Origin of the sequence: Citrobacter freundii complex sp. 2024EL-00216, assembly GCF_043945515.1 — a bacterium.
GTDB classification, from domain to species: Bacteria; Pseudomonadota; Gammaproteobacteria; order Enterobacterales; family Enterobacteriaceae; genus Citrobacter; species Citrobacter portucalensis.
In genome coordinates this window covers 45,868-65,567 of record NZ_JBIMRA010000024.1, presented here as the reverse complement: position 1 = coordinate 65,567, position 19,700 = coordinate 45,868, and the positions used below count along the sequence as shown (strand labels likewise).

General features: G+C 50.5%; 16 protein-coding genes and 2 tRNA genes. 10 read left to right on the top strand and 8 right to left on the bottom strand.

What is annotated here, in order from left to right; translation table 11 throughout:
- Positions 1-344: 344 nt before the first annotated feature.
- From ACHHZ7_RS21670 to ACHHZ7_RS21640, 7 genes are all read left to right on the top strand, one after another.
- A complete protein-coding gene (locus ACHHZ7_RS21670) occupies positions 345-1,208 on the top strand; it encodes an arginase family protein (RefSeq protein WP_060682270.1) in 864 nt (287 codons plus the stop codon).
- 96 nt (positions 1,209-1,304) lie between these two features.
- Positions 1,305-1,877, top strand: a complete 573-nt coding sequence (locus tag ACHHZ7_RS21665) for a TetR/AcrR family transcriptional regulator (protein ID WP_060682271.1) — start codon at positions 1,305-1,307, stop codon at positions 1,875-1,877.
- A gap of 189 nt (positions 1,878-2,066) precedes the next feature.
- On the top strand, positions 2,067-2,399 hold the full coding sequence (locus ACHHZ7_RS21660) for an EmrE family multidrug efflux SMR transporter (RefSeq protein ID WP_071845192.1): 333 nt from the start codon (positions 2,067-2,069) through the stop codon (positions 2,397-2,399).
- A gap of 33 nt (positions 2,400-2,432) precedes the next feature.
- Complete coding sequence (locus ACHHZ7_RS21655; protein ID WP_060682272.1) at positions 2,433-2,981, top strand: GNAT family N-acetyltransferase; 549 nt, start codon at positions 2,433-2,435, stop codon at positions 2,979-2,981.
- Between the two features lie 168 nt (positions 2,982-3,149).
- Positions 3,150-3,632, top strand: a complete 483-nt coding sequence (locus ACHHZ7_RS21650; RefSeq protein WP_060682273.1) for a glutathione peroxidase — start codon at positions 3,150-3,152, stop codon at positions 3,630-3,632.
- Between the two features lie 199 nt (positions 3,633-3,831).
- A tRNA-Val gene (locus tag ACHHZ7_RS21645) sits at positions 3,832-3,908 on the top strand.
- A gap of 4 nt (positions 3,909-3,912) precedes the next feature.
- Positions 3,913-3,989, top strand: a tRNA-Val gene (locus tag ACHHZ7_RS21640).
- A 178-nt stretch (positions 3,990-4,167) separates the two neighbouring features.
- On the opposite strand, the gene ACHHZ7_RS21635 is transcribed toward ACHHZ7_RS21640, so the two are convergent.
- From ACHHZ7_RS21635 to ACHHZ7_RS21625, 3 genes are all read right to left on the bottom strand, one after another.
- Entirely contained in the window at positions 4,168-5,652 is a 1,485-nt protein-coding gene (locus ACHHZ7_RS21635) for a hypothetical protein (RefSeq protein ID WP_060682274.1), read from the bottom strand.
- Positions 5,653-5,774: 122 nt separating this feature from the next.
- Positions 5,775-6,437, bottom strand: a complete 663-nt coding sequence (locus ACHHZ7_RS21630; RefSeq protein ID WP_081003598.1) for a ZirU family protein — start codon at positions 6,435-6,437, stop codon at positions 5,775-5,777.
- 50 nt (positions 6,438-6,487) lie between these two features.
- Positions 6,488-10,351 carry an inverse autotransporter beta domain-containing protein gene (locus tag ACHHZ7_RS21625; protein WP_060682275.1) on the bottom strand — a complete coding sequence of 1,288 codons (3,864 nt, stop codon included), beginning with the start codon at positions 10,349-10,351 and terminating at the stop codon, positions 6,488-6,490.
- 553 nt (positions 10,352-10,904) lie between these two features.
- Between ACHHZ7_RS21625 and ACHHZ7_RS21620 the strand changes: the two genes are divergently transcribed.
- Positions 10,905-11,840, top strand: a complete 936-nt coding sequence (locus ACHHZ7_RS21620) for a LysR family transcriptional regulator (RefSeq protein WP_192464099.1) — start codon at positions 10,905-10,907, stop codon at positions 11,838-11,840.
- An 80-nt stretch (positions 11,841-11,920) separates the two neighbouring features.
- Complete coding sequence (locus ACHHZ7_RS21615; RefSeq protein ID WP_220708903.1) at positions 11,921-12,643, top strand: substrate-binding domain-containing protein; 723 nt, start codon at positions 11,921-11,923, stop codon at positions 12,641-12,643.
- On the opposite strand, the gene ACHHZ7_RS21610 is transcribed toward ACHHZ7_RS21615, so the two are convergent.
- From ACHHZ7_RS21610 to puuE, 4 genes are all read right to left on the bottom strand, one after another.
- Positions 12,630-13,382, bottom strand: coding sequence for an ABC transporter ATP-binding protein (locus ACHHZ7_RS21610; RefSeq protein ID WP_192464027.1), 753 nt, complete (start codon positions 13,380-13,382; stop codon positions 12,630-12,632). The two genes, ACHHZ7_RS21615 and ACHHZ7_RS21610, sit on opposite strands and share 14 nt — an antisense overlap.
- Complete coding sequence (locus ACHHZ7_RS21605; protein WP_192464026.1) at positions 13,379-14,383, bottom strand: iron ABC transporter permease; 1,005 nt, start codon at positions 14,381-14,383, stop codon at positions 13,379-13,381. The genes ACHHZ7_RS21610 and ACHHZ7_RS21605 overlap by 4 nt, the downstream gene beginning before the upstream one ends.
- Positions 14,370-15,425: an ABC transporter substrate-binding protein gene (locus ACHHZ7_RS21600; RefSeq protein WP_192464025.1), complete on the bottom strand. Its 1,056-nt coding sequence runs from the start codon at positions 15,423-15,425 to the stop codon at positions 14,370-14,372. Before ACHHZ7_RS21600 ends, ACHHZ7_RS21605 begins: the two co-directional genes overlap by 14 nt.
- A gap of 177 nt (positions 15,426-15,602) precedes the next feature.
- Positions 15,603-16,865 (bottom strand): 4-aminobutyrate transaminase, encoded by a 1,263-nt coding sequence (puuE, locus tag ACHHZ7_RS21595; RefSeq protein ID WP_003832711.1) that lies wholly within the window; start codon positions 16,863-16,865, stop codon positions 15,603-15,605.
- Positions 16,866-16,971: 106 nt separating this feature from the next.
- Here puuE and ACHHZ7_RS21590 point away from each other — a divergent pair, with 106 nt between their 5' ends.
- Positions 16,972-18,447, top strand: coding sequence for a PLP-dependent aminotransferase family protein (locus ACHHZ7_RS21590; protein ID WP_192464024.1), 1,476 nt, complete (start codon positions 16,972-16,974; stop codon positions 18,445-18,447).
- A gap of 43 nt (positions 18,448-18,490) precedes the next feature.
- Here the strand turns inward: ACHHZ7_RS21590 and ACHHZ7_RS21585 are convergent, their stop codons facing one another.
- The gene (locus ACHHZ7_RS21585) at positions 18,491-19,699 is read right to left on the bottom strand and encodes a cytochrome c (RefSeq protein ID WP_192464023.1); all 1,209 of its coding nucleotides are present in this window, start codon (positions 19,697-19,699) and stop codon (positions 18,491-18,493) included.
- Between the last annotated feature and the right edge of the window lies 1 nt (position 19,700).

Below are 19,700 nucleotides of genomic sequence, written 5' to 3'. Positions count from 1 at the left end.
TGAAATATATAAGGAACTCAGGCCTACTTCGTCAGTAGGCCTCTTTTCAGGTTTGTGCTTATCTAGTCATTGATTTGATCGTAATGATTCACATAGGATGCTGTTAGCAATGTCCGCTCTTCGCTCAAAGTGGACCTTCAGTTTAGTCAGAAGATCTGCTGTGTGCCATACGCGGACATAGATTGAACCTGGCTGCAAAAATGATTTTTTCCTTTTGTTTTAACTTAACGTGCCGTGCTGTTTGCAATGAAGCGTTAACAACGTAAAAATGAATGAATGTTCATTCACTACTGATTTGTGATTCTTTCTAATCAGTCTGTTGTCAAAACAAGCAAAGGCAAATTATGACCAGTAAAACGCTCAGACTTTTATTTCCCCAATGGCAAGGCGGCAATAACCCACCCTATCACCTTGGGTCGCTTCTTCTCTCGTATCTTTCCCCTGAATCGGATGGCCCTATTGAGTCTGTTCCGGTCGATGAGCCCACAACGGCGCCACAGGCCGAAGTAGATGGCATGACCGCTAAACCTCAAATTATCAGGCAGCTCAATGATGCAGCCGCTCTGATTGAGAAACATAATCCCGATTCAATTGTTGTTTTTGGTGGCGATTGCTTAGTATCACTGGCTCCTTTTTCACATCTGCTCAATAAATACGGTGATAAATTGGGTGTGCTCTGGATTGACTCTCACCCTGACGTGCAGACTGCTAAACAATATCCCAACGCTCATGCCCATGTTCTTGGGGCACTAATTGGAACGGGTGATAAAGATTTAGTTGCTCACGTAGCCACCAGGCTTAATCCCTCCAAAATAATGATTGCAGGTATCCACGATCCACTGACATATGAAGCTGAATACCTTGCTCGTCATAACATTGCGACTATCGGTCCTGAACAAGTCAAAAATGATGGGAAAGAGATTTTAGAGTGGATTGATAGGGAAGGTATTGAGTATCTGGCGATACACCTGGATCTGGACGTTCTCGATCCGTCACTTTTCCGTTCTGTTCTTTTCGCCATGCCAGGCAGAGGAAAACACGACTTTGGTGACGTGGCAGAAGGCAAGCTGACTATTGAAGATGTACTCAATCTTATTGCTCAGGCTACCTCAAAAACGGTACCAGTCGGCCTTACGATTGCTGAGCATCTGCCGTGGGATATGCTTAACCTCAAGAATATGCTTAGTGTATTACCGCTGATGAAGTGATATCTGATTCCAGGAACCAGAACTACAGCGTTAAATCTGGCTCCTGGAAGCAAACAGCGTTAAAGTCCGGGCACCGGATTAAACACCATAGTCGACATGTTAAAGAAAACTGAAACCTACCATAAGCTGATTACCGCTGCTGCTGCCTGTTTTGCAGAAAAAGGCTTCAGTGCGACAAGCGTGCGTGAAATTTCTACCCGGGCTGGGATCAGTCAGGGAGCGATGTACACGTATTTTAAAAGCAAGGATGACCTCATCAAGGCTATCGTTCTTGAAGAGCAGAATTCAGCGCTGACAGCCCATAATGCTCCATCCAGGGGGACTAATTTCGACCGCCTTTGCGCGCAGGTTGCTTCGTGCATAAGCGATGTAGGCTACCCAGTTACACATCAACTGTGGGTTGAAATCATGGCAGAGTCTGCGCGGAACCCTGAACTGCAAAAAACGTATATTTCCAGCGATACCATCATGCGGCAAAGTATTGCAGGGATTATCGCAGAAGGTATTGCTGCAGGGGAGTTTCGCCAGGATATTAGCCTGGAAGAAACCACGATTATACTTTTTGCCTTTATTGACGGTTTAATTGCACGCAAAGCCATAAACGCGTCTTTCTCTTTCAGCCGTGACCTGCCAATGTTTTTTGAGCTAATGTCAAAGTTATTGAAATAATGCCGAACTGGCTCAGTCTTAACGATAGAACACGAATCGCAAATGTCCGCTTTTCGCTCACAGCGGACCTTGCGGCGCTTCACTAGATGCCATGAAACGGGCATTTCAGTAGTAGTTTGGGCTGTGTTCAAACTCACCCACCCCTTTGTGATACGATATTTGCTTTAGATTGTCACATGGGATCAGATTTTGAATTCATACATTTTCCTTGCCGGGGCCATCGTAGCTGAAGTCATAGGTACAACCCTGATGAAGTTCTCTGACGGATTCACACGCCTATGGCCATCTGTAGCAACTATTGTGTGCTACTGCACAGCCTTTTATCTTCTCTCCCAAACTCTGTCGACCATTCCAACGGGTATTGCATACGCAATTTGGTCAGGTGCTGGAATCGTATTAATCAGTCTTTTGGGCTGGTTGGTAAGTGGGCAAAAGCTAGATTTTCCGGCGATCGCAGGTATGCTTCTTATTTGTGCTGGGGTTCTGGTTATTAATATTTTTTCAAATTCCTCCCCACATTGATCCTCTTATCTTGATCGAGTAGGAAAAGTGCATATGAAAATACCAATACTCCATACGGAACGCTTGCTGTTAAAACCATTAGAAGCCGAAGATGCCTCGCAGATTCAGGTGCTTTATCCCCGCTGGGAGATAGTTCGCTATATGGTCTCCTCAGTACCCTGGCCCTATCCTGATAACGGTGCGGAGAATTACGTCAATAACGTTGCCCTGCCTGATATGGAAAAAGGGATTGCGTGGATCTGGACTATCAGACTCCGTGAGGCCCCTGACGCTCTCATAGGTTTAATTTGCCTTTATGACGTTGAGGATAATAACCGTGGATTTTGGTTAGCTCCGGAATATCAGGGGCAGGGTTTTATGCGTGAAGCCAGTAATGTCGCTACGGATTACTGGTTTAATACGTTAAATAAGACGGTATTGCGTGCGCCGAAAGCCTCTCTCAATATCCGTTCCAAACGTATTTCAGACAGTAGCGGCATGCGTCTTATCAGGACAGAAAAGAAAGAGTATGTCAGCGGTTTGCTGGATTCTGAACTTTGGGAAATCACGCGCGACGAATGGAACGCTCGTCAGATTGGTTAATATAAATTATGAAATGTCCATAACTGAACCGCAGATAATTTCTCTTTTTGCCCTGCACCAATGGCAAGTTTATTAATCCTGCAGTTGCGATCATAATAAATAGATACGCAGCGAAGCCTTTCACTCGCGGGCAACATGAGTAATGCTATCTTTTTTGAGGATTCTGGCATGGCCCCCTTTCATCAACTGACTGCCACCAGTTTGCATGGCCAGCCCATCTGTATGGCCGACTACGCTGGCAAACTGGTTCTGGTGGTTAATACCGCCAGCCATTGTGGTTTCACTCCACAATATGCAGGCCTCGAAGCGCTCTACAAGAAGTACGCCGCGCAGGGTCTGGTAGTGCTTGGTTTTCCCTGCAACCAGTTCGGTAACCAGGAGCCCGGTGGAGCCGACGAAATCGCGCAAACCTGTCACATCAACTACGGTGTGAGCTTCCCGATGTTTGAGAAAGTGGAAGTCAACGGTGCCGCTACGCACCCGGTATTTCGTTACCTGAAAGACGAATTACCCGGCGTGCTGGGTGGGCGGATCAAGTGGAATTTTACTAAGTTCCTGATCGGGCGTGACGGCAAGCCGCTCAAGCGATTTGCCCCCTTCACTACCCCAGAGAAAATAGAAACCACTATCCTTACAGCGCTTAAAGCCTGAGCGCCTCTGTAATTCAAACCGTCCCTGGTATGCCCCAGTTCGCTGTCTGAATAAAAAACACGCTGCAAAATCAACAAAATATAATCAACTTGCTTAATTACTCTGCAATCGCGTGAGATCAGGAAGAAAAATGCTATTTCCCTCTTGCCTCATTCGGTCTGTGCCGCTAATATTCGTCCCCGTTGTCACCTACAACGTTGCGTTCATAGCTCAGTTGGTTAGAGCACCACCTTGACATGGTGGGGGTCGTTGGTTCGAGTCCAATTGAACGCACCATTTTGCGTCCGTAGCTCAGTTGGTTAGAGCACCACCTTGACATGGTGGGGGTCGGTGGTTCGAGTCCACTCGGACGCACCAAATCATATCCCTTTGATTTGGTGCTGTTTATTCATACTTCCTTTCTTATTTATTCAAAACAATCATTGTTAGTACGTCTTTGCGTACCACAAGCTTTCGTTGATGTGGCAAGATTTTGTCATGTCTGCCCGCAGGCAATAATCACCGAACAGGCAGACATTTAGTCAGGTTAAACAGCTCAATCAAGCACCGTAATGCACACCACACGATTGCTCTTTTTGGTGTAGGTGATCAGGCCGTTGCTCATATTTATCGTATTTTTACTTCCTAACTCGTCAACCCAGTAAGGTGCATTCACCCAACCGCCGCCAAAGTTGTACAACGCGCCCCACTCACTCCACCAGCGCCCCGTTGATGCCGAACGTTCTCCATTAAGCGTTGACTCTTCCGCTGAGGGTCTGCGGTATTCCTCTCCCTGTTTACCACACCAGTCATTATTGAATCCTGCTGGTGATGAACTGGTGATCAGCCATTTATTGACTGAAAACGTGTAAACATAGGATGCTCTACCATCTTTCGCCCGGATAAGAATGGTTGCTGTTCTATCTACAGCGTCTGGTTTGCTGGCAAATTTAACAACGCCCTTTTCATTCACACTTAGCCATGACTTGTCATCACGCCAGTCATAATTTCGATTGTTTGCTGCATTGCCATTCATGCGTAACTGAAAACTGGCTCCCACAAAACCTGTGCGCGGAAAACCGCTGTTGGTATCAAACGTGACGCCGTTGACGTGGATAGTCGTCGTGGCCGGGACTGTAATATCTTCGCCCACGACGACCTGTTCACTAACCGTAGTGACCTGCGTTCCAACAACCGTGTCATAGCTCGCCGGAGTAGCTTCAACCACCAGATAGTGATTAACATCCTCTTGTACCGGGACATAGCTTTTTTCCACCGCGCCCACAATGGGCGTTTTACCCGATGTGCCCGCTGCGTTATCTGCCCTAAACCACTGAAAACGCGATCGATCAGGAATCGTAGGATTGCCGGAATACTGATAAGACAGCGTTACTGTTTGCCCTTCGCGCGGCGCGGGTATCGCTAAGTGACTGATCGCCGGAAGACCCTGAGCCGGCCCCGTCTTTGCACAAAATACCGTTTGCCGACTGCCATTTGATACTACGCTGGCATGCCCGTCGGTAAACACATCCCCTACCGAATGGTTTTCCTCACCCACCGCACGAGTCGTCCAGACTGCATTTCTGGCAGGAATGCCATAGGTATGCTGCAGATCGCCCATGGAATCCTCACCCACCCGATTGGCCCGAGTGAAGGTCACAAACATCGCCTGCAGGCCATCCACATCGGGTAAACGCATTCCATTGTTAGCGCAGTAAGTGTACGCATCCCCCCAGCGCATCATGTTGGTGGTCTGCTGAAAGGCTAAAAACAGCGCAGCACGAGGAGGAAGGACCGGCGCTGCGGTCTCCGGGCTAATAAACGGCGCATCGGGACGGTCTGGGTCGGAAGGTTCCCTTTCTACGGGCAGCACTTCAACGGTCAGATAGTGCTTATTCTGCGCTTTGCCTGGAGAGAAACGCTGCCGGTCTGCCTCTGCAATCTCTTGTCCATCGGCCAGCCAGCGAAACAGACTTTCTTGTTTGCTTTCCTGTAATCCTGCGCAGTGATCGCCAGCGCTTGAGTGGCGAAAAATACGCACAGGACTCCCGCAGCGCTATGCAGGAATAGTGTGGCATGATTCAGCTTCATTATTATAACAATCCGAGCGTTGGACGATTACACGCAGCAGCGTTTGACTGCTTCGCTGCCGCATATGAGGTATTAATGCACCTCAACCTGAATTTTACGTTTTTGGTCTGCCCCGACAGGCGTATATGTATTCCCGTTTGCTCCAGCGATATTCTGATACACGCCGGAACCAACAGCCGTTTCAATCTTCCACTGATACGTTGTGGCATTGCCGTTGGTACCATCAGCCAGTTGCACCACCGCATTCAGCGCAGTATCGACCTGCGGATAGCCATTGATCGCACCTTCAATCTGTACGGCGACAGGCGTGTTCGCCGAAGCTGTCGATAGCTCATTGGACGCAACTGCAATACCGCTATCCGGGTCAGTAATCGCCGGATCGGTATGTGGGGTAATCAATACGGTGATTTTCTTGCCAAGATCGCCTGCCGTGACGGTATAGATCTCACTCGTCGCACCGGTAATGTCTGCGCCGTCCGCCTGCCACTGATACGTTTTTTGGCCCTCGGCGTCACCATCAGGATCGCTGAATGTCCCCTGTGCACTAATAGAAATCACGTCACCAATGTCGAAAACGCCGTTGCTGTTGGTATCTGCAGAAACAATCGTGCTCGGAGTGATCACCGGCGCACGACCTTTGACACTGTCGGTCGGGTCAGACAATACGGCCAGTGCGGGATATGACAGCAATAATAAAGCGCTGCTGGCGGTTAATGCGAAATTTTTGCTTTTCATAAAAGTACTCAACAATAAGATGGATTAAGGCGTCAGCCGGGAAAAAGGAATCATCGTGTTTCTTGTGTTTCAACGCGCAACGCGCGCTTTTGCCATTCGCGAGACACGACGTATTCACGATCTGTCGCCTGCGCAATAGCGGTAAACTGATTGCTGCCCACAGCGGTTTCCACCTGCCACTGAAAGCGTGAGGGTTGCTCTTCGTAGGCGCCCTCACCGCACATCACCACTGCGGATAATCGATCGCCCACCTGAGGATGACCGGTCAGTATTTGACCACCTCTCAGCACGTTTACCGATGAGGCGAATGGCGAAAAAGCGATCGCTACGTGTTGGCCCTGACCATTGACTGTAGCCAGTACTTCGCTACGCCCGGCCGTGGTGTTCGTAAAACGCGCGATCACGGTGCCTTTTTCGTCGGTCACGCCCTCGGCGGAGGCTATTGCGCCATGGCTCGCGTTAAATTTGACGCTTTGTCCAGCGAGCGGATTTCCAAACGCGTCCCGAACGGTTGCGCTGACTACATTCTCTGCGACGCCGTTGGCCAGTGCGTTATCCGCAATGACCCGTAGCTCTCCCGGGAAAATAGAAGCGCTACTCGCATCAGCCAGGAAAGTGAGTTCAACCTGCTGCACATGACCGTTAAACATGGCGGAAACCACAGATTTACCGGCAATGCGGCTGCTGACTGTCGCAATGGCTTCGCCCTGGTTATCGGTCATCACAGATGTCGGAACCGAGGCGCCATTAGTTGCGACAAATCGTACCGCCTGAGCAGTGGCAGGCTCTCCGTCAGCAGTGCTGATTTTGACCTTCACGCGATTGGCAGCAGTACCATTGGCCAACGCATTGTTCGTGATCGCTGTCGTTTCGCCATGTCCTGCCGCCCCTGTTTGTGGTGTTAGCGTGATACCTACAGCCGAAACGGGAAACGGATTGTCGTTCACGCTGACAGTAATTTGCGCCACACCCGCATTTACGCCCGACAAAGAGGCCTTATAGGTACCGTTGTTGTTATCGCTCACCGGGCTTAACGTTGTTCCTTCAAGGGTGCTTTTGAACGTCACCTTTTGCCCGGGAACCGGATTGCCTTGCTGGTCCAGCAGAACAAAATAAATAACCGATTCCGCGTTGCCATTCGCTTCAATGCGTTCTGGTACGGCACCTGTCCGGGATCGCTCAGGATCCAGACTGCCGCTATCCACGGTAAAATTGGTTTCCACCTTCTCCGTGTTGCCATTTATCTCCGCCACCACTGTGGCCTGGCCGGCCACTTTGCTGGTTAATGCAATGGTTGCCTCACCGTGAGCATCAGTGGTAGCCGACTGGGGAATTTCCGCATCGTTGTCGGCGTAAAGTCGAACGATTTCGCCAACCGCCGGGGTGCCATCCGCATTCAGCACCGTCACCTTGATGATATTCTCGTCTTCACCATCGGCCACGGCGTGATCGTCAACCACCATCAGCGTCTCGACGCTGGCCGCATTGTCATCCGGAATCAACTTCACCACCCTCGGCTCAATCGTCGTTACAACACCGTTTACGTGTGTGACTATTTCAGCCTTCCCGGTAGTGGTACCAGTGAGTGTTGCAACATAAGTACCGCCTTCACGGTTCGTGACATCACTGATGCTGGTTCCGGCGAGAGTCGTAGAAAATCTGACGTTCTTTTCTTTGAGTGGATTCCCGCTGCTGTCGGTTAACCGTAGCATCAGCAAAGACTCCGCGTTTCCATTGGCGGAGATTTGTTGCGGCGTCGCGCTTAAGGTGGATTGTGCCGGATCAACCGGGTTGCCTGTGGCCGTCAGTGTGACAGGACGACGCTGCGTTTTGGTCGGTACGTTCCCCTGAACGACCTGTACCAGACCTTTTCCGGCATTTATGCCACTCATCCTGGCATGATAGACGCCCGGTGAGATTTCCCGCACCTTGCCTGTCGTTGTGTTGTCGACACCAATAACCTGAAACGCAATATCCTCGAGTCCCGAAGCCGGTTCTCCCTGGCTGCTGTAGGCTTTAAAGGTGATATCAGCCACGTCGTAACCATCGGCTCTGATCACCGCAGGGCTGACCAGCAACGATGAACGTGTTCCATCTGCCGCCACTGGGCTAAACAGCACGTCCGCGCTCTGGATAAGATCGGACACCCGAGCCGTGGCCTTCGCGGGGCCCGCCACGCTCGATACGACATGGTAAATCGCCTGGCCTGCGGCATTACTGACGATATCCTCTGCAGTTTTACTGCCATCAGCGAAGGTCATTCCCATGTTGATGGGTTTTCCACTCACCGGTTTTCCCGCATCATCCACCAGAGTTGCGGTAATCGTGACCGGCGTCTTACCATCGGCAGGCGCGCCGTTCCCCGCCACCCTGAGTTCATCATCAAAGGCCAGATTCACCGGTAATACATCGATTAACAATGTCTGAGTATTACTGGTATGCCCCTCGCTATCCTGTGCCTGGGCGACTAAACGATATTGATTTGCCACACCGTCCGTGGATTGTGTGTGTTGGTACGGCGGTAGCGTCATGGAAAACAGATTGACGCTCAGTGCCCGAAATTCACCGCCAGCCGCCAGAAACGCGGCGTTATCCCACGTTATTTGCGACAGTGGATATTTGCCTGAAACAGTGGCTGAAACGGTATGTACCGTATATTCAGCGTCGTGGATAGCCTCTTCGGAAAGAGCCAACTGAAGCAGATCCTGCTCGCGATATTCAAGGATGATGACATTATTACGCTCTACCAGACTGTAACGACTGCCCTTGAGCTCGCGCAGTGATGCCACTTCATCAGGAGATATCTGGGATTTCAGGGACTCACCCAGTCGCCATGCGAGGTCCATCTGCACACGGGTGTTGCCCTCATCGCCCTTTTCCAGACTCTGCTCGATACCCAGCGTCATCAGCGGAAATGGCGTCCAGGTGACTCCAGTGGTGAAAGCCCAGGCATTTCTTTCTCGTTCGTCTTCACTCGTCAGCCCGACCTCATCACCAAAATAGTGTTCGTAGATAAACTTGCCGCCAAAATGTGGATATTGTGGCAACCAGCCCTGCAGACGCACATCGAAACCGTTCGCCGGGCGCTCATCGTAATCTTTAACATCATCAGAGGATTGCCAGTCAGACAACCTCAAATAACCATTCCCCGAAAGCTGAAAATAATCCCGCCACAGCTCAGTTCCCACCCCTAAGCGGCGATTGTTTCCGGTTAGATCAGCATCATAAAAGGTGTTAAATCCCAGCATCCAATCACCGCTGAAATGACGAACACCTACGCCGGCGTTTACTGTATTTCGTTGGTCCTGATTTCGATAACCCAACTGCGTAAACAGGATGTTGTTCGTTGTTTCATGTAAAGGTACAAGCCAGTCAATACTGCTTTCATCAAGCGAAAATTCTTCATCAACGCTCAACTGCGTTTTCACCGTACCGAGTTTCCCCAGCCAACCATTGACTGTGTCATTCGCTTGACGGTTAATTTCAGCGCGCACTAACCCATTGGCCGCCTCTGCCACATCGCCATTTTCCAGTACTTTCGCCAGACCTGTTGCACCATCCGCCAGGCGTTTAGCGCCCGCTTCACGCTCCTGTCTTTCGTCCAGCGAGTGTGCAGCACCCTTTGCTTTCCACTCACTGAACGATGACGACGGAATATCTATTTCATCTCCCGAACTTAATTGCGCAAAAGGCTTATTGAACGTTCTGAACTGATTGAAATAATGCAGTTGAGTTGTCGTAAGCCCGAGGCGTTCTGCAATTGATGTCGTAGTTTCTCCGCTCTGTAATACATAAACAACTGAAGGCCGTGCAAGTAATTCGTTTTGCCACGGCGATGATTGTGGTGCGGTTGTTATTGCCGCCAGCACGGGTGTCGTTATGATCAGGCAAAGCCAGACAATTCTTTCAATCATAGTGTTAGAGGTTTTTGCTGGAAACTCAGGATTGAACTTGCCGTGGAGGTGAATAAAACGTTACCAGGCTATTAATAGTCTTTTAAGAATTAATTCTTAAATCATAAAATAAAGGGACAGCCATAAATTTGCGCGGTACTTTAGTCGGATTATTCTCATTCGTCCCGTACTAGATGCGCATAACATTATGCGTATTAGATATAATGTATGAGTGAGCTCGCCAGAACCGCAGTGAATCGTCTCTACACAGGTTGTTTATTTAACTTGTATGTATAATAATTATCAGGATAACAACATCGAACACTGAAGCTTGTTACATATTTATGGCTTTTTTGTTTTCTTACACAAACCATGTTATCTTACGCATCGGCATCACATGCTTAAAGAATATTGCAACGAACCCCACCCGCAGTTTAAATGGTATGTCCTTGCTATTTATTGTATTTATTTTTATATTAGATGAGCAGTCATACCTGCCATTTAAAAAGACGTCAGCGAAAACCCTGCGCGGTTGTATGCGGATAAAACTCATAAGGTATGACTGAGGCGATAAGTGGTACAAAAAATCGGTTTTAACGATAATGAGCTTCGAATACTTTATGAACTATCGTGTACCCGAAGCCTGAGCCAGGCCGCTGATAATCTGAAAATCGCACAGCCTAACATCAGCAGAACATTACAACAGCTTGAAGAACGTTTTGGTTTTTCCTTGTTTGATCGCTCATGCCGCCCCATCAGACTGACCCGCTTTGGAGAAGAACTTCTCCCTTATATCAAAAAACACATGAAGTCTTGTGATGATATTCAGACGTTTATGATGGCCTATAAACAAGCTTCTGATGGGTTTGTCAGGATCCACGCACCAACGGGTCAACTACTTTTTATCACCAAATATGTGATTCCAGGGTTGAAAGAAAAGCACCCTGAAATTAAATTAATGCTAACTACCAGTAACCTTAGTAACTCCGAATTCACGCTTGGGGTTCCTTTCAGTGATAACTGCGACATTCTGTTTACACATACCCTACCCGACAATGATGAACTGGTTGCCAGAAATATTGCGTCAATACCTGCAAACATTTATGGCACACGTGAAATGGTTGCTCGCCATCCCATTCGTACCATTGCAGATTATACCCAAAGTCCATGTATCCTTTTTTTCTCTCATATGGAAAATAACCATAACATCTGGTATATCGATGATAAAAAAAATGGTGAGAGAGTAAAAACCATCATCAATGGTGACTTTGCCTGTGATAACTCTTATGCAGCCATTGAGCTTGCGAAATCGGGTCTCGGTTATTTATTTATGCCTGATTTAATCATTAAAGAAACGAATCTTAACGTTCTGATACCCACTCTACCCGAAAATTACACTGCCCAATTGGAACTCTTTGTTATTTATAACAAAAAAACGGAGCAGCCTTTTCGGGTTCAATTAATTATCAATTCAATTGTCAACATCCTCAAAGAACTACTCCACAAGTAATATCATTATTTCATTTCGCTACGCTCGCATATATAATAACAAAACGTTTATGGTTTATCATATAAGGGTTCAACGAGACAATGCCATCTCCAATCACATTATTCGCCGCAGGCAGTTTGCGGTTGGCATTTACGCCACTGATAAGCCAGTTCACGCGCATGAGTGGAATAGACGTTAAGGTTGAATATGGTCCGGCCGGTTTATTGCGTGAACGTATTGAAGCGGGAGAACCGTGTGCGCTCTTTGCCTCGGCCAACAGGGAACATCCGCAAAACCTGTTAGCACGTAATATAGCCGTCTCTACGCACACTTTTTGCTGGAACAAACTGAGCCTTGTCAGCAACCGAACCGGTGTCTGGCTGGATTTACTCCGCGACCCAACGCTGCGACCAGGTACATCAACGCCCGGCTGTGACCCTTCCGGAGACTATACCTGGGCATTTTTCGACAATATGGATGTACTGGAGCCAGGACTCGGGCAACAGCTTCGGACGCGCGCAATCCCGCTGGTGGGTGGTCGTGATACGGTAAAAATCCCGCAAGGAGAACTGGCGAGCGCCTGGATCCTGCGCCAGGGACTGGCCGATCTGTTTATCGGTTACGCGCATTACGCACACGCGCTGCGCGCAATGCCCGACGTACATTACGTGGTTATTCCCGATGAGCACAATATTCGCTGCAAATACCAACTGGCGGTGCTTGATGCATCCAATGAAGTCATGGCACTGGTTGATTTCATACTCTCCCGCGGCGGGCAGGAATTTCTTAGCGCCGCAGGATTCTTACCGCTTAACGGCGAATAGAAAACAACGGTGCGATAAACGGCGTCTGGTAGTTCTCCACGCTGAGTTTTCTCAGCGTTAAGCCATAGGCCAGGAATAAATTCTCCTCCGTCACAATGCTGTTCGTGGGCCCTGCCCGCCATTTTCCTTCAGGGAGTAGCAGCAAAGTATGGGAAGCAACCTGTAACGCATGAAGCGGATCGTGAGTCGAAAAGAGAATACTGCATCCCTGTTGATGGGCCAGATCGCTGATGAGCTGCAGCACCACCTGCTGATTGGCGAGATCCAGCGCGGAACACGGTTCATCCAGTAACAGCGTTTGACACTCCGTCACCAGAGCCCGGGCAATCATCACCAACTGTTGCTGCCCGCCAGAAAGTGAGCCAAATGAGCTGGAGGCGAGATGCGCGATATTCAACTGCTCTAGCGCCTGCATTGCTCTTTTTTGATCCTGCGGACTGGGTTGCGCAAACAGCTTCACGTGCTGTGCTCGCCCCATCAACACCACGTCGCTGACCGTGTACGGAAACGGCAGATGGCTATGCTGTGCCACAATCCCTATCCCACCGTTATTTTCAATACTCCCGCCTAAAGCAGGCAGCGTGCAGGTTAACGTATCGAGCAGTGTACTTTTACCCAGGCCGTTGCGTCCCAGCACGGCCCAGATCTCACCTTTCTGGCAACAGAACGTTAGCGGCTCAAATAGTGGCGCACGATACCCATAAGTAAGCTGATGTACACGCAGTGCGGCAGGTATCATGATTTCTCCCGACGGCTGGTACGAATGAGTAAGAAAGCAAACAACGGCGCGCCGAACAATGCGGTAATAATCCCCAACGGTATCTCCGCGTGCATCAGGGTGCGAGCAATATCGTCCACCACAATCATAAATCCGCCCCCCAACCAGAAGGCGCACGGTAGTAAACGACGATGATCAACCCCCACCAGCAAACGCGCAAGATGCGGAATCACTAATCCCACCCAGGCAATACTGCCGCTGACCGCCACCTGAGCAGCGACCAAAAATGCGCAGCACACCAAAACGCTGCGTCGCAGAGGAACCACCGCCACACCCAGTGATCTGGCTTCTTTATCATTGAGCGACAACAGGTTTATCCGCCAGCGTAGCTGGTACAAAACCGTCGCGGCGATACCGACCGGGACCGCCAACAGCAGCACTTTATGCCAGTTGGCCGTAGCGAAGCTGCCCAGTAGCCAGAACACAATATTAGGTAACGTCTCTTCGGTATCAGCCTGATACTGGATCAGGCTCACCAGCGCGGCAAAAAAACCGCTCAAAATGATACCCGACAGGATCAACACCAGCGTATTCTCCAGCCCCTGTAACGCAGCAATGGCATACACCAGGATCAACGCTGTCAGACCAAAGAAAAACGTTGATCCCATCATCAGCCAGGGCGAAAGTCCGAGCAGGATGGCCAGTGTTCCACCAAAGGCCGCCCCCGAAGTCACGCCGATAATATGCGGGTCGACCAGAGGGTTATGAAATACCCCTTGCAGCGTCGCGCCGCATAACCCAAGCGCGCCCCCCGCCAGCAGTGCCATCAGAATACGCGGTAGCCTGACCGTCCAGATAACCTGGCTGCCTATTCCCTCAGCGTCGCTATAGTGCGTCAGGTGGTAAAACACCTCGCTTAACGACAGAGGATACTGTCCGAGGCATAGCGAACTGACGCCCAGCAACAGGACCACAACGATTAAGAGCGGTTGCTGGGGCAAAATACGGTTACTTAGCTGCATCAGGCTGCCAGTTCACACGATAAAAACGTTGATAGTAGTCCTGGGCCTGCGCATCAACGTCCACGTTTTTATAGGCATCCGGATACAGTTTTTTGGCCATCCAAAGTTCACCGATCGCCAACGCTTCCGGCATCGGATAGCCCCAGGCTTTGGCATATTCAGGCATCAACCAGACGCGATGATTTTTCACCGCATCAATCCCCTGCCAGTTCGGATCGTTTTGGATCTCAGTTACCACCTGCGGATAGCGATCCTGGACAAAAATCACCTGCGGGTTCCACGCTAATACCTGCTCCAGCGCAACCTGACGGGCACCTTTCACACTGGCAGCCGCCACATTTAATCCCCCCGCGTGCTGCATCATCAGTCCCGTGTACTTCCCGGAGCCGTAAGTCATCAGATCGGGGTTAGCCATATAAATACGGACTTTTTGTGCATCCGGGATTTTTGCAACCGGCGCATTGAATTTTGCCCGCGCGGTAAAAACGTAGTCGATTAACGTTTCGGCCTGCGGTTTGCGCCCAACCACGTCAGCGATCAGGCGAATACCCTGCTTCAACCCTTCGTTGTAGACCTGCTCTTCATCGGCCATGGTCGGGTTCATTTTATTCTGTTGCCCGGTGGCATCCTTGCGTAACGAGATAGCCACGACCGGAATACCGGCGTTCTGAATCTGCTGGATCATCTCCGCGGGCGCATAGTTGGCGACAAAAACCACCTGCGGATGAATCGCCAACAGGCTTTCGATGTTCACGCTGGTGAGATCGCCTGGCGTCGGCAATGTAGTAATCGTCGGCATAAAGCGCGCAAATTCAGGCCCGAGCTGCTTTTTCCAGCTCGACATCACACCAACAATGTCCTGCTGGGCATTGAGCTGGACCAGAATATTCAACGTCTGGTGTTGCAGCACGACCACTTTGTCCACGTGGTCAGGAATCGTGACCTGTCGACCAAGCTGATCGGTGATCGTTCGGTCGGCCTGAGCAGAAAACGCAAACAACATGCTGGCGCAAACCAGCACAAAAGAGCGGAAATTTAACATGGGATACCATCTGAATAGAGGAGTAAAAACGATATGTATTAAATTATATAACGAGAGACCTGGCAACCCATTCGCGATAAATACCGCGCTACACACGAGGAAGATCAATTTATGCCAACAATAATAAAGCCGACGGTGATGACGACCGTCGGCTTTGGGTAAATGACAACTAACGAATTACTTGGTTGCTGCTTTGATAATATCGAGCGCTTTGGCGAACTGATCCTGCGGAATTGTCAGCGGGTAAAGAAAACGAATAACGTTGCCATACTGACCGCAGGTCAGCAGCAGTAATCCTTGCTCAAGGGCTTTCTTCTGCACACGTTGTGCGGCGGCAGCGTTGGGTTCTCCTGTCGCTGCATCACAGAATTCAGCGGCGATCATAGAGCCTAAACCTCGCACTTCGGCCAGTTCAGGACACCCTGCTTGCGCGTCTGTCAGAGCGGCGCGCAGCTGTTCGCCGAGAGCCGCCGCACGCTGGCATAGCTGCTCATCACGAATGATATCCAGCACCGCATGGGCCGCTGCAATCGACAGCGGGTTTCCGGCGTAGGTTCCCCCCAGACCACCCGGCGCAGGCGCGTCCATAATTTCGGCTTTGCCCACGACGCCTGACAACGGCATGCCGCCCGCAAGGCTTTTCGCCATGGTCATCAGGTCCGCTTTATCGGCGTAATGATCCATCGCAAACAACTGACCCGTACGGGCAAACCCGCTTTGTACTTCATCAGCGATCATCACGATGCCATGCTCGTCGCAAATACGGCGGATGGCAGCCACAAATTCTGGCGGTGCCACCACGAAGCCCCCTTCGCCCTGGACGGGTTCGAAAATAATCGCCGCAACCTGGGTTGGATCGATATCGGCTTTAAACAGACGCTCAATCGCTTTTAGGGAATCCGCCGTGGAAATACCCTGCAATTCAGAAGGATACGGTGCATGGTAAACAGAGCCTGGGAACGGGCCGAAACCTTTTTTATAGGGTGCCACCTTGCCGGTTAACGCCATCGTCATGTAAGTACGCCCATGAAAACCACCGCCAAATGCGATAACGCCAGGACGGCCGGTATGCGCGCGCGCAATTTTCACCGCGTTTTCTACCGCTTCAGCCCCGGTAGTGAAGAATGTGGTTTTACGCTTGCCGTCGATTGGCGCAACGGCGTTGATTTTCTCAGCCAAAGACACATAGCTTTCGTACGGGACAATCTGATAAGCCGTATGGGTAAAAGCCTGAAGTTGCGCTTCGACTGCCTGCACCAGGCGAGGATGGCGGTGTCCGGTGTTCAGCACGGCGATCCCGGCGGCAAAATCGATGTACTGATTGCCTTCGATATCGGTAATCGTGCTGTTTTCTGCCGACTGGGCATAAAAATCACACATCACACCCACGCCACGCGGGGTGGCATCCAGACGACGTTGTTGCAGGTTTTTATTGTTCATTCTCTACACCTTGTCCATTAATACATTTCGGTTGAATTACCCTTTAAATTTAGACGCCGTCTGGTACTTTAATCGAGAGCCAAATCGTTTTATTTTAAGGATCCAAATGCGTTCACTTGCCGGAGATGTGATCAAGCATGCATTTAATCAGCAGACTGACGAAAAACTACATCGCCGCCTGTATGCCGCCATTTGTAGTTGCATCCTCGAAGGTAGCCTGAAACCGGCTACCCGAATGCCTCCGTCGCGTGACCTGGCAGGAGAGCTGACACTATCGCGCAATACCGTCCTGCGGGTGTACGAACAGTTGCAAGCTGAAGGGTATATTTCCGCGCGCACCAGCAGCGGCACATTTGTGACCGACAGCGTGCTGGACAATCTCGACCAGCGTCCTGACAAAGAGCCTGTTGCTGCCGCTCTGGAAGATCACACCCGCTTATCCGCCCGCTGCCTTGAGCTGTTAGGTAATGCCAGCGCCAGTCCCCGCCAGTGGGGGGCATTTATTCCAGGCGTACCTGATGTAGAGCATTTCCCGCACCGGGTACTCAAGAAAATTCAGGACAGGCTGGCAAGACGACTGCGCCCGGAGTATCTCACTTACGATGCCACAGGCGGCGTGAATGAGCTAAAAGAAGCACTGGCAGACTATCTGCGCACCGCTCGTGGCGTACGGTGCTCACCGGAGCAAATTCTGATTACTGAAGGTATTCACCAGGCCCTGGATCTGGTGACCCGGACTTTATGCAACCCGGGCGATTACGCCTGGATTGAGGAACCGGGCTACTGGGGAATCAAAAATATTCTTCGCATCAATGCCGTTAATTTTTCGGCTATCCCGGTTGATGAACAAGGCATGGTCCCGCCGGATGCCGGCGAAACACCACCAAAACTTATTTTTGTGACACCGTCACATCAATACCCACTCGGTTCGGTAATGAGTCTGAGCCGCCGCCGGCAACTTCTCTTTCGCGCACGTGAAACGCGAAGCTGGATAGTGGAAGATGATTACGACAGTGAGTTCCGCTTTTCCGGCCAGCCGATTCCCTCTTTGCAGGGGCTGGAAGAAGAGACACCGGTCATTTACATCGGGACATTCAGTAAGACACTCTATCCCGCACTACGACTCGGGTATGTCGTGCTACCTAAATCGTTAGCCGCTCCGCTGAAAAAGGTTCATAACGACCTCTATCGTGGTGGGCATCTGTTGATTCAGGCCGCACTGGCGGAGTTTATTCGCGAGGGTTATTACGCGGCACACATTCGGAAAATGCGTCAGCTATACAGTCGTCGTCGCCAGATGCTGGTAGAGCTTATCAGCCGCCAACTTGGTGAACATTTTCTTGGTTCTTTCAGCAGCAACGCCGGGCTGCATATGATCTTACAGTTACCCGCCGGGAGCGATGACACGGTCATTGCCCAACAGGCGAATGCGCAAGGGTTGTTGGTGCGCCCGCTGTCACGCTATTACGTAAATGAAGGGAAACGCAGCGGCCTGCTGCTGGGGTTTGCCAGTATTGAAGAGCATGAAATGACGGCGGTGTTTACCCGACTCGTGGATATTATCAGGGTAAACACCGTGTAAGCACTGCCGGATGACGGTGCAAGCACCTTCTCCGGCATACTATTTAATGTGACGCTTTTTTAACGCCAGCCAGGTCTTCCTGGCTTACTTCGCTATTCCCTTCACCCCAACTTTTACGCACGTAGTTAATCACGTCGCGCATTTCGTTGTCGCTTAACAAGCCACCGTAGGCAGGCATCTTAAAGGAGACGCTGCCACGCGTTGTCGGTGTTTCTGCGCCGTGGGCAATCACTCTGAACAGCGGTGTCGGGTCATCAACCATCACCAGTGGATTGTTAACTAAAGAAGGCGCGTTATCATCCGTACCTTTCCCTTCCAGACCGTGACAAGTTGAACAGTAGCGGTTATAGGTCACTTTGCCCGCCTCAGATGAATTCGACCAGGATGCTGTAGTCGCCGCAGCACGTACCGTTTCAGGCTTCGCACTTTTCAGGCTCAACAGATATTGGGCGATCGCCGTGGCATCTTCGTCGGTCAGATACTGTGTACTCTGCGTGACGACTTCAGCCATCGAACCTGAAACCGCGGCATGCTTGCTTTTACCGGTCAGCAACAGCGATTTTAACTCCTGCTCAGACATACCGGTGCCGCGCAGCGACGGTGCATACCAGCCGTCAATCATCGCGCCGCTCAGGTATTCGGCATCAGCATTAGTATACGCTTTTTCGTTCATCGCCATGCCTCTCGGGGTATGGCATGAACCGCAGTGTCCGGGACCTTCCACCAGATAAGCACCCCGTTTTACCAGGGCAGCATTATCATCCGTTTTCGCGCCCTCTACAACCGTCACTGGCGCGTCGGTAAACAGCCAGTTCCAGATATGCAGCGGCCAGCGGGCGGAGAGTAGCCACGGAATGGCATTCTCTTTATTGGGCTGTGCTGACGGCGTGACGTCATGCATAAAATAGCTATACAGCGCCTTAACATCCTCGTCAGAAAGTTTCGCATAGGAGGGATAAGGCATAGCCGGATAGAGCGGATGACCATCTTTGGCGATCCCCTGCCGTACGGCCTTTTCAAAATCCTCGTAAGAATAATTTCCAATACCCTGCGTTTTGTCCGGGGTAATGTTGGTCGAATAAATATCCCCCACCGGAGTAGGAAACTTTTTGCCCCCCGCCATCGCCGCACCACCTTCTGCTGTGTGACAGGCGACGCAGTCTGAAATTCGCGCGATGTATTCACCGTTAGATTCAGCAGCGGAAACCGAAGCGGTAAATAAACAGGCGGCGAGAATGGTTACATTACGCATA

Excerpts from the sequence above, each read along its gene's own strand:
- ACHHZ7_RS21615 (WP_220708903.1), top strand. The coding sequence starts at position 11,921 with ATGCCATCTCCAATCACATTATTCGCCGCAGGCAGTTTGCGGTTGGCA.
- ACHHZ7_RS21600 (WP_192464025.1), bottom strand. The coding sequence starts at position 15,425 with ATGTTAAATTTCCGCTCTTTTGTGCTGGTTTGCGCCAGCATGTTGTTT.
- ACHHZ7_RS21630 (WP_081003598.1), bottom strand. The coding sequence starts at position 6,437 with ATGAAAAGCAAAAATTTCGCATTAACCGCCAGCAGCGCTTTATTATTG.
- ACHHZ7_RS21625 (WP_060682275.1), bottom strand. The coding sequence starts at position 10,351 with ATGATTGAAAGAATTGTCTGGCTTTGCCTGATCATAACGACACCCGTG.
- ACHHZ7_RS21655 (WP_060682272.1), top strand. The coding sequence starts at position 2,433 with ATGAAAATACCAATACTCCATACGGAACGCTTGCTGTTAAAACCATTA.
- ACHHZ7_RS21650 (WP_060682273.1), top strand. The coding sequence starts at position 3,150 with ATGGCCCCCTTTCATCAACTGACTGCCACCAGTTTGCATGGCCAGCCC.
- ACHHZ7_RS21610 (WP_192464027.1), bottom strand. The coding sequence starts at position 13,382 with ATGATACCTGCCGCACTGCGTGTACATCAGCTTACTTATGGGTATCGT.
- ACHHZ7_RS21590 (WP_192464024.1), top strand. The coding sequence starts at position 16,972 with ATGCGTTCACTTGCCGGAGATGTGATCAAGCATGCATTTAATCAGCAG.
- puuE (WP_003832711.1), bottom strand. The coding sequence starts at position 16,865 with ATGAACAATAAAAACCTGCAACAACGTCGTCTGGATGCCACCCCGCGT.
- ACHHZ7_RS21605 (WP_192464026.1), bottom strand. The coding sequence starts at position 14,383 with ATGCAGCTAAGTAACCGTATTTTGCCCCAGCAACCGCTCTTAATCGTT.
- ACHHZ7_RS21670 (WP_060682270.1), top strand. The coding sequence starts at position 345 with ATGACCAGTAAAACGCTCAGACTTTTATTTCCCCAATGGCAAGGCGGC.
- ACHHZ7_RS21665 (WP_060682271.1), top strand. The coding sequence starts at position 1,305 with ATGTTAAAGAAAACTGAAACCTACCATAAGCTGATTACCGCTGCTGCT.
- ACHHZ7_RS21585 (WP_192464023.1), bottom strand. The coding sequence starts at position 19,699 with ATGCGTAATGTAACCATTCTCGCCGCCTGTTTATTTACCGCTTCGGTT.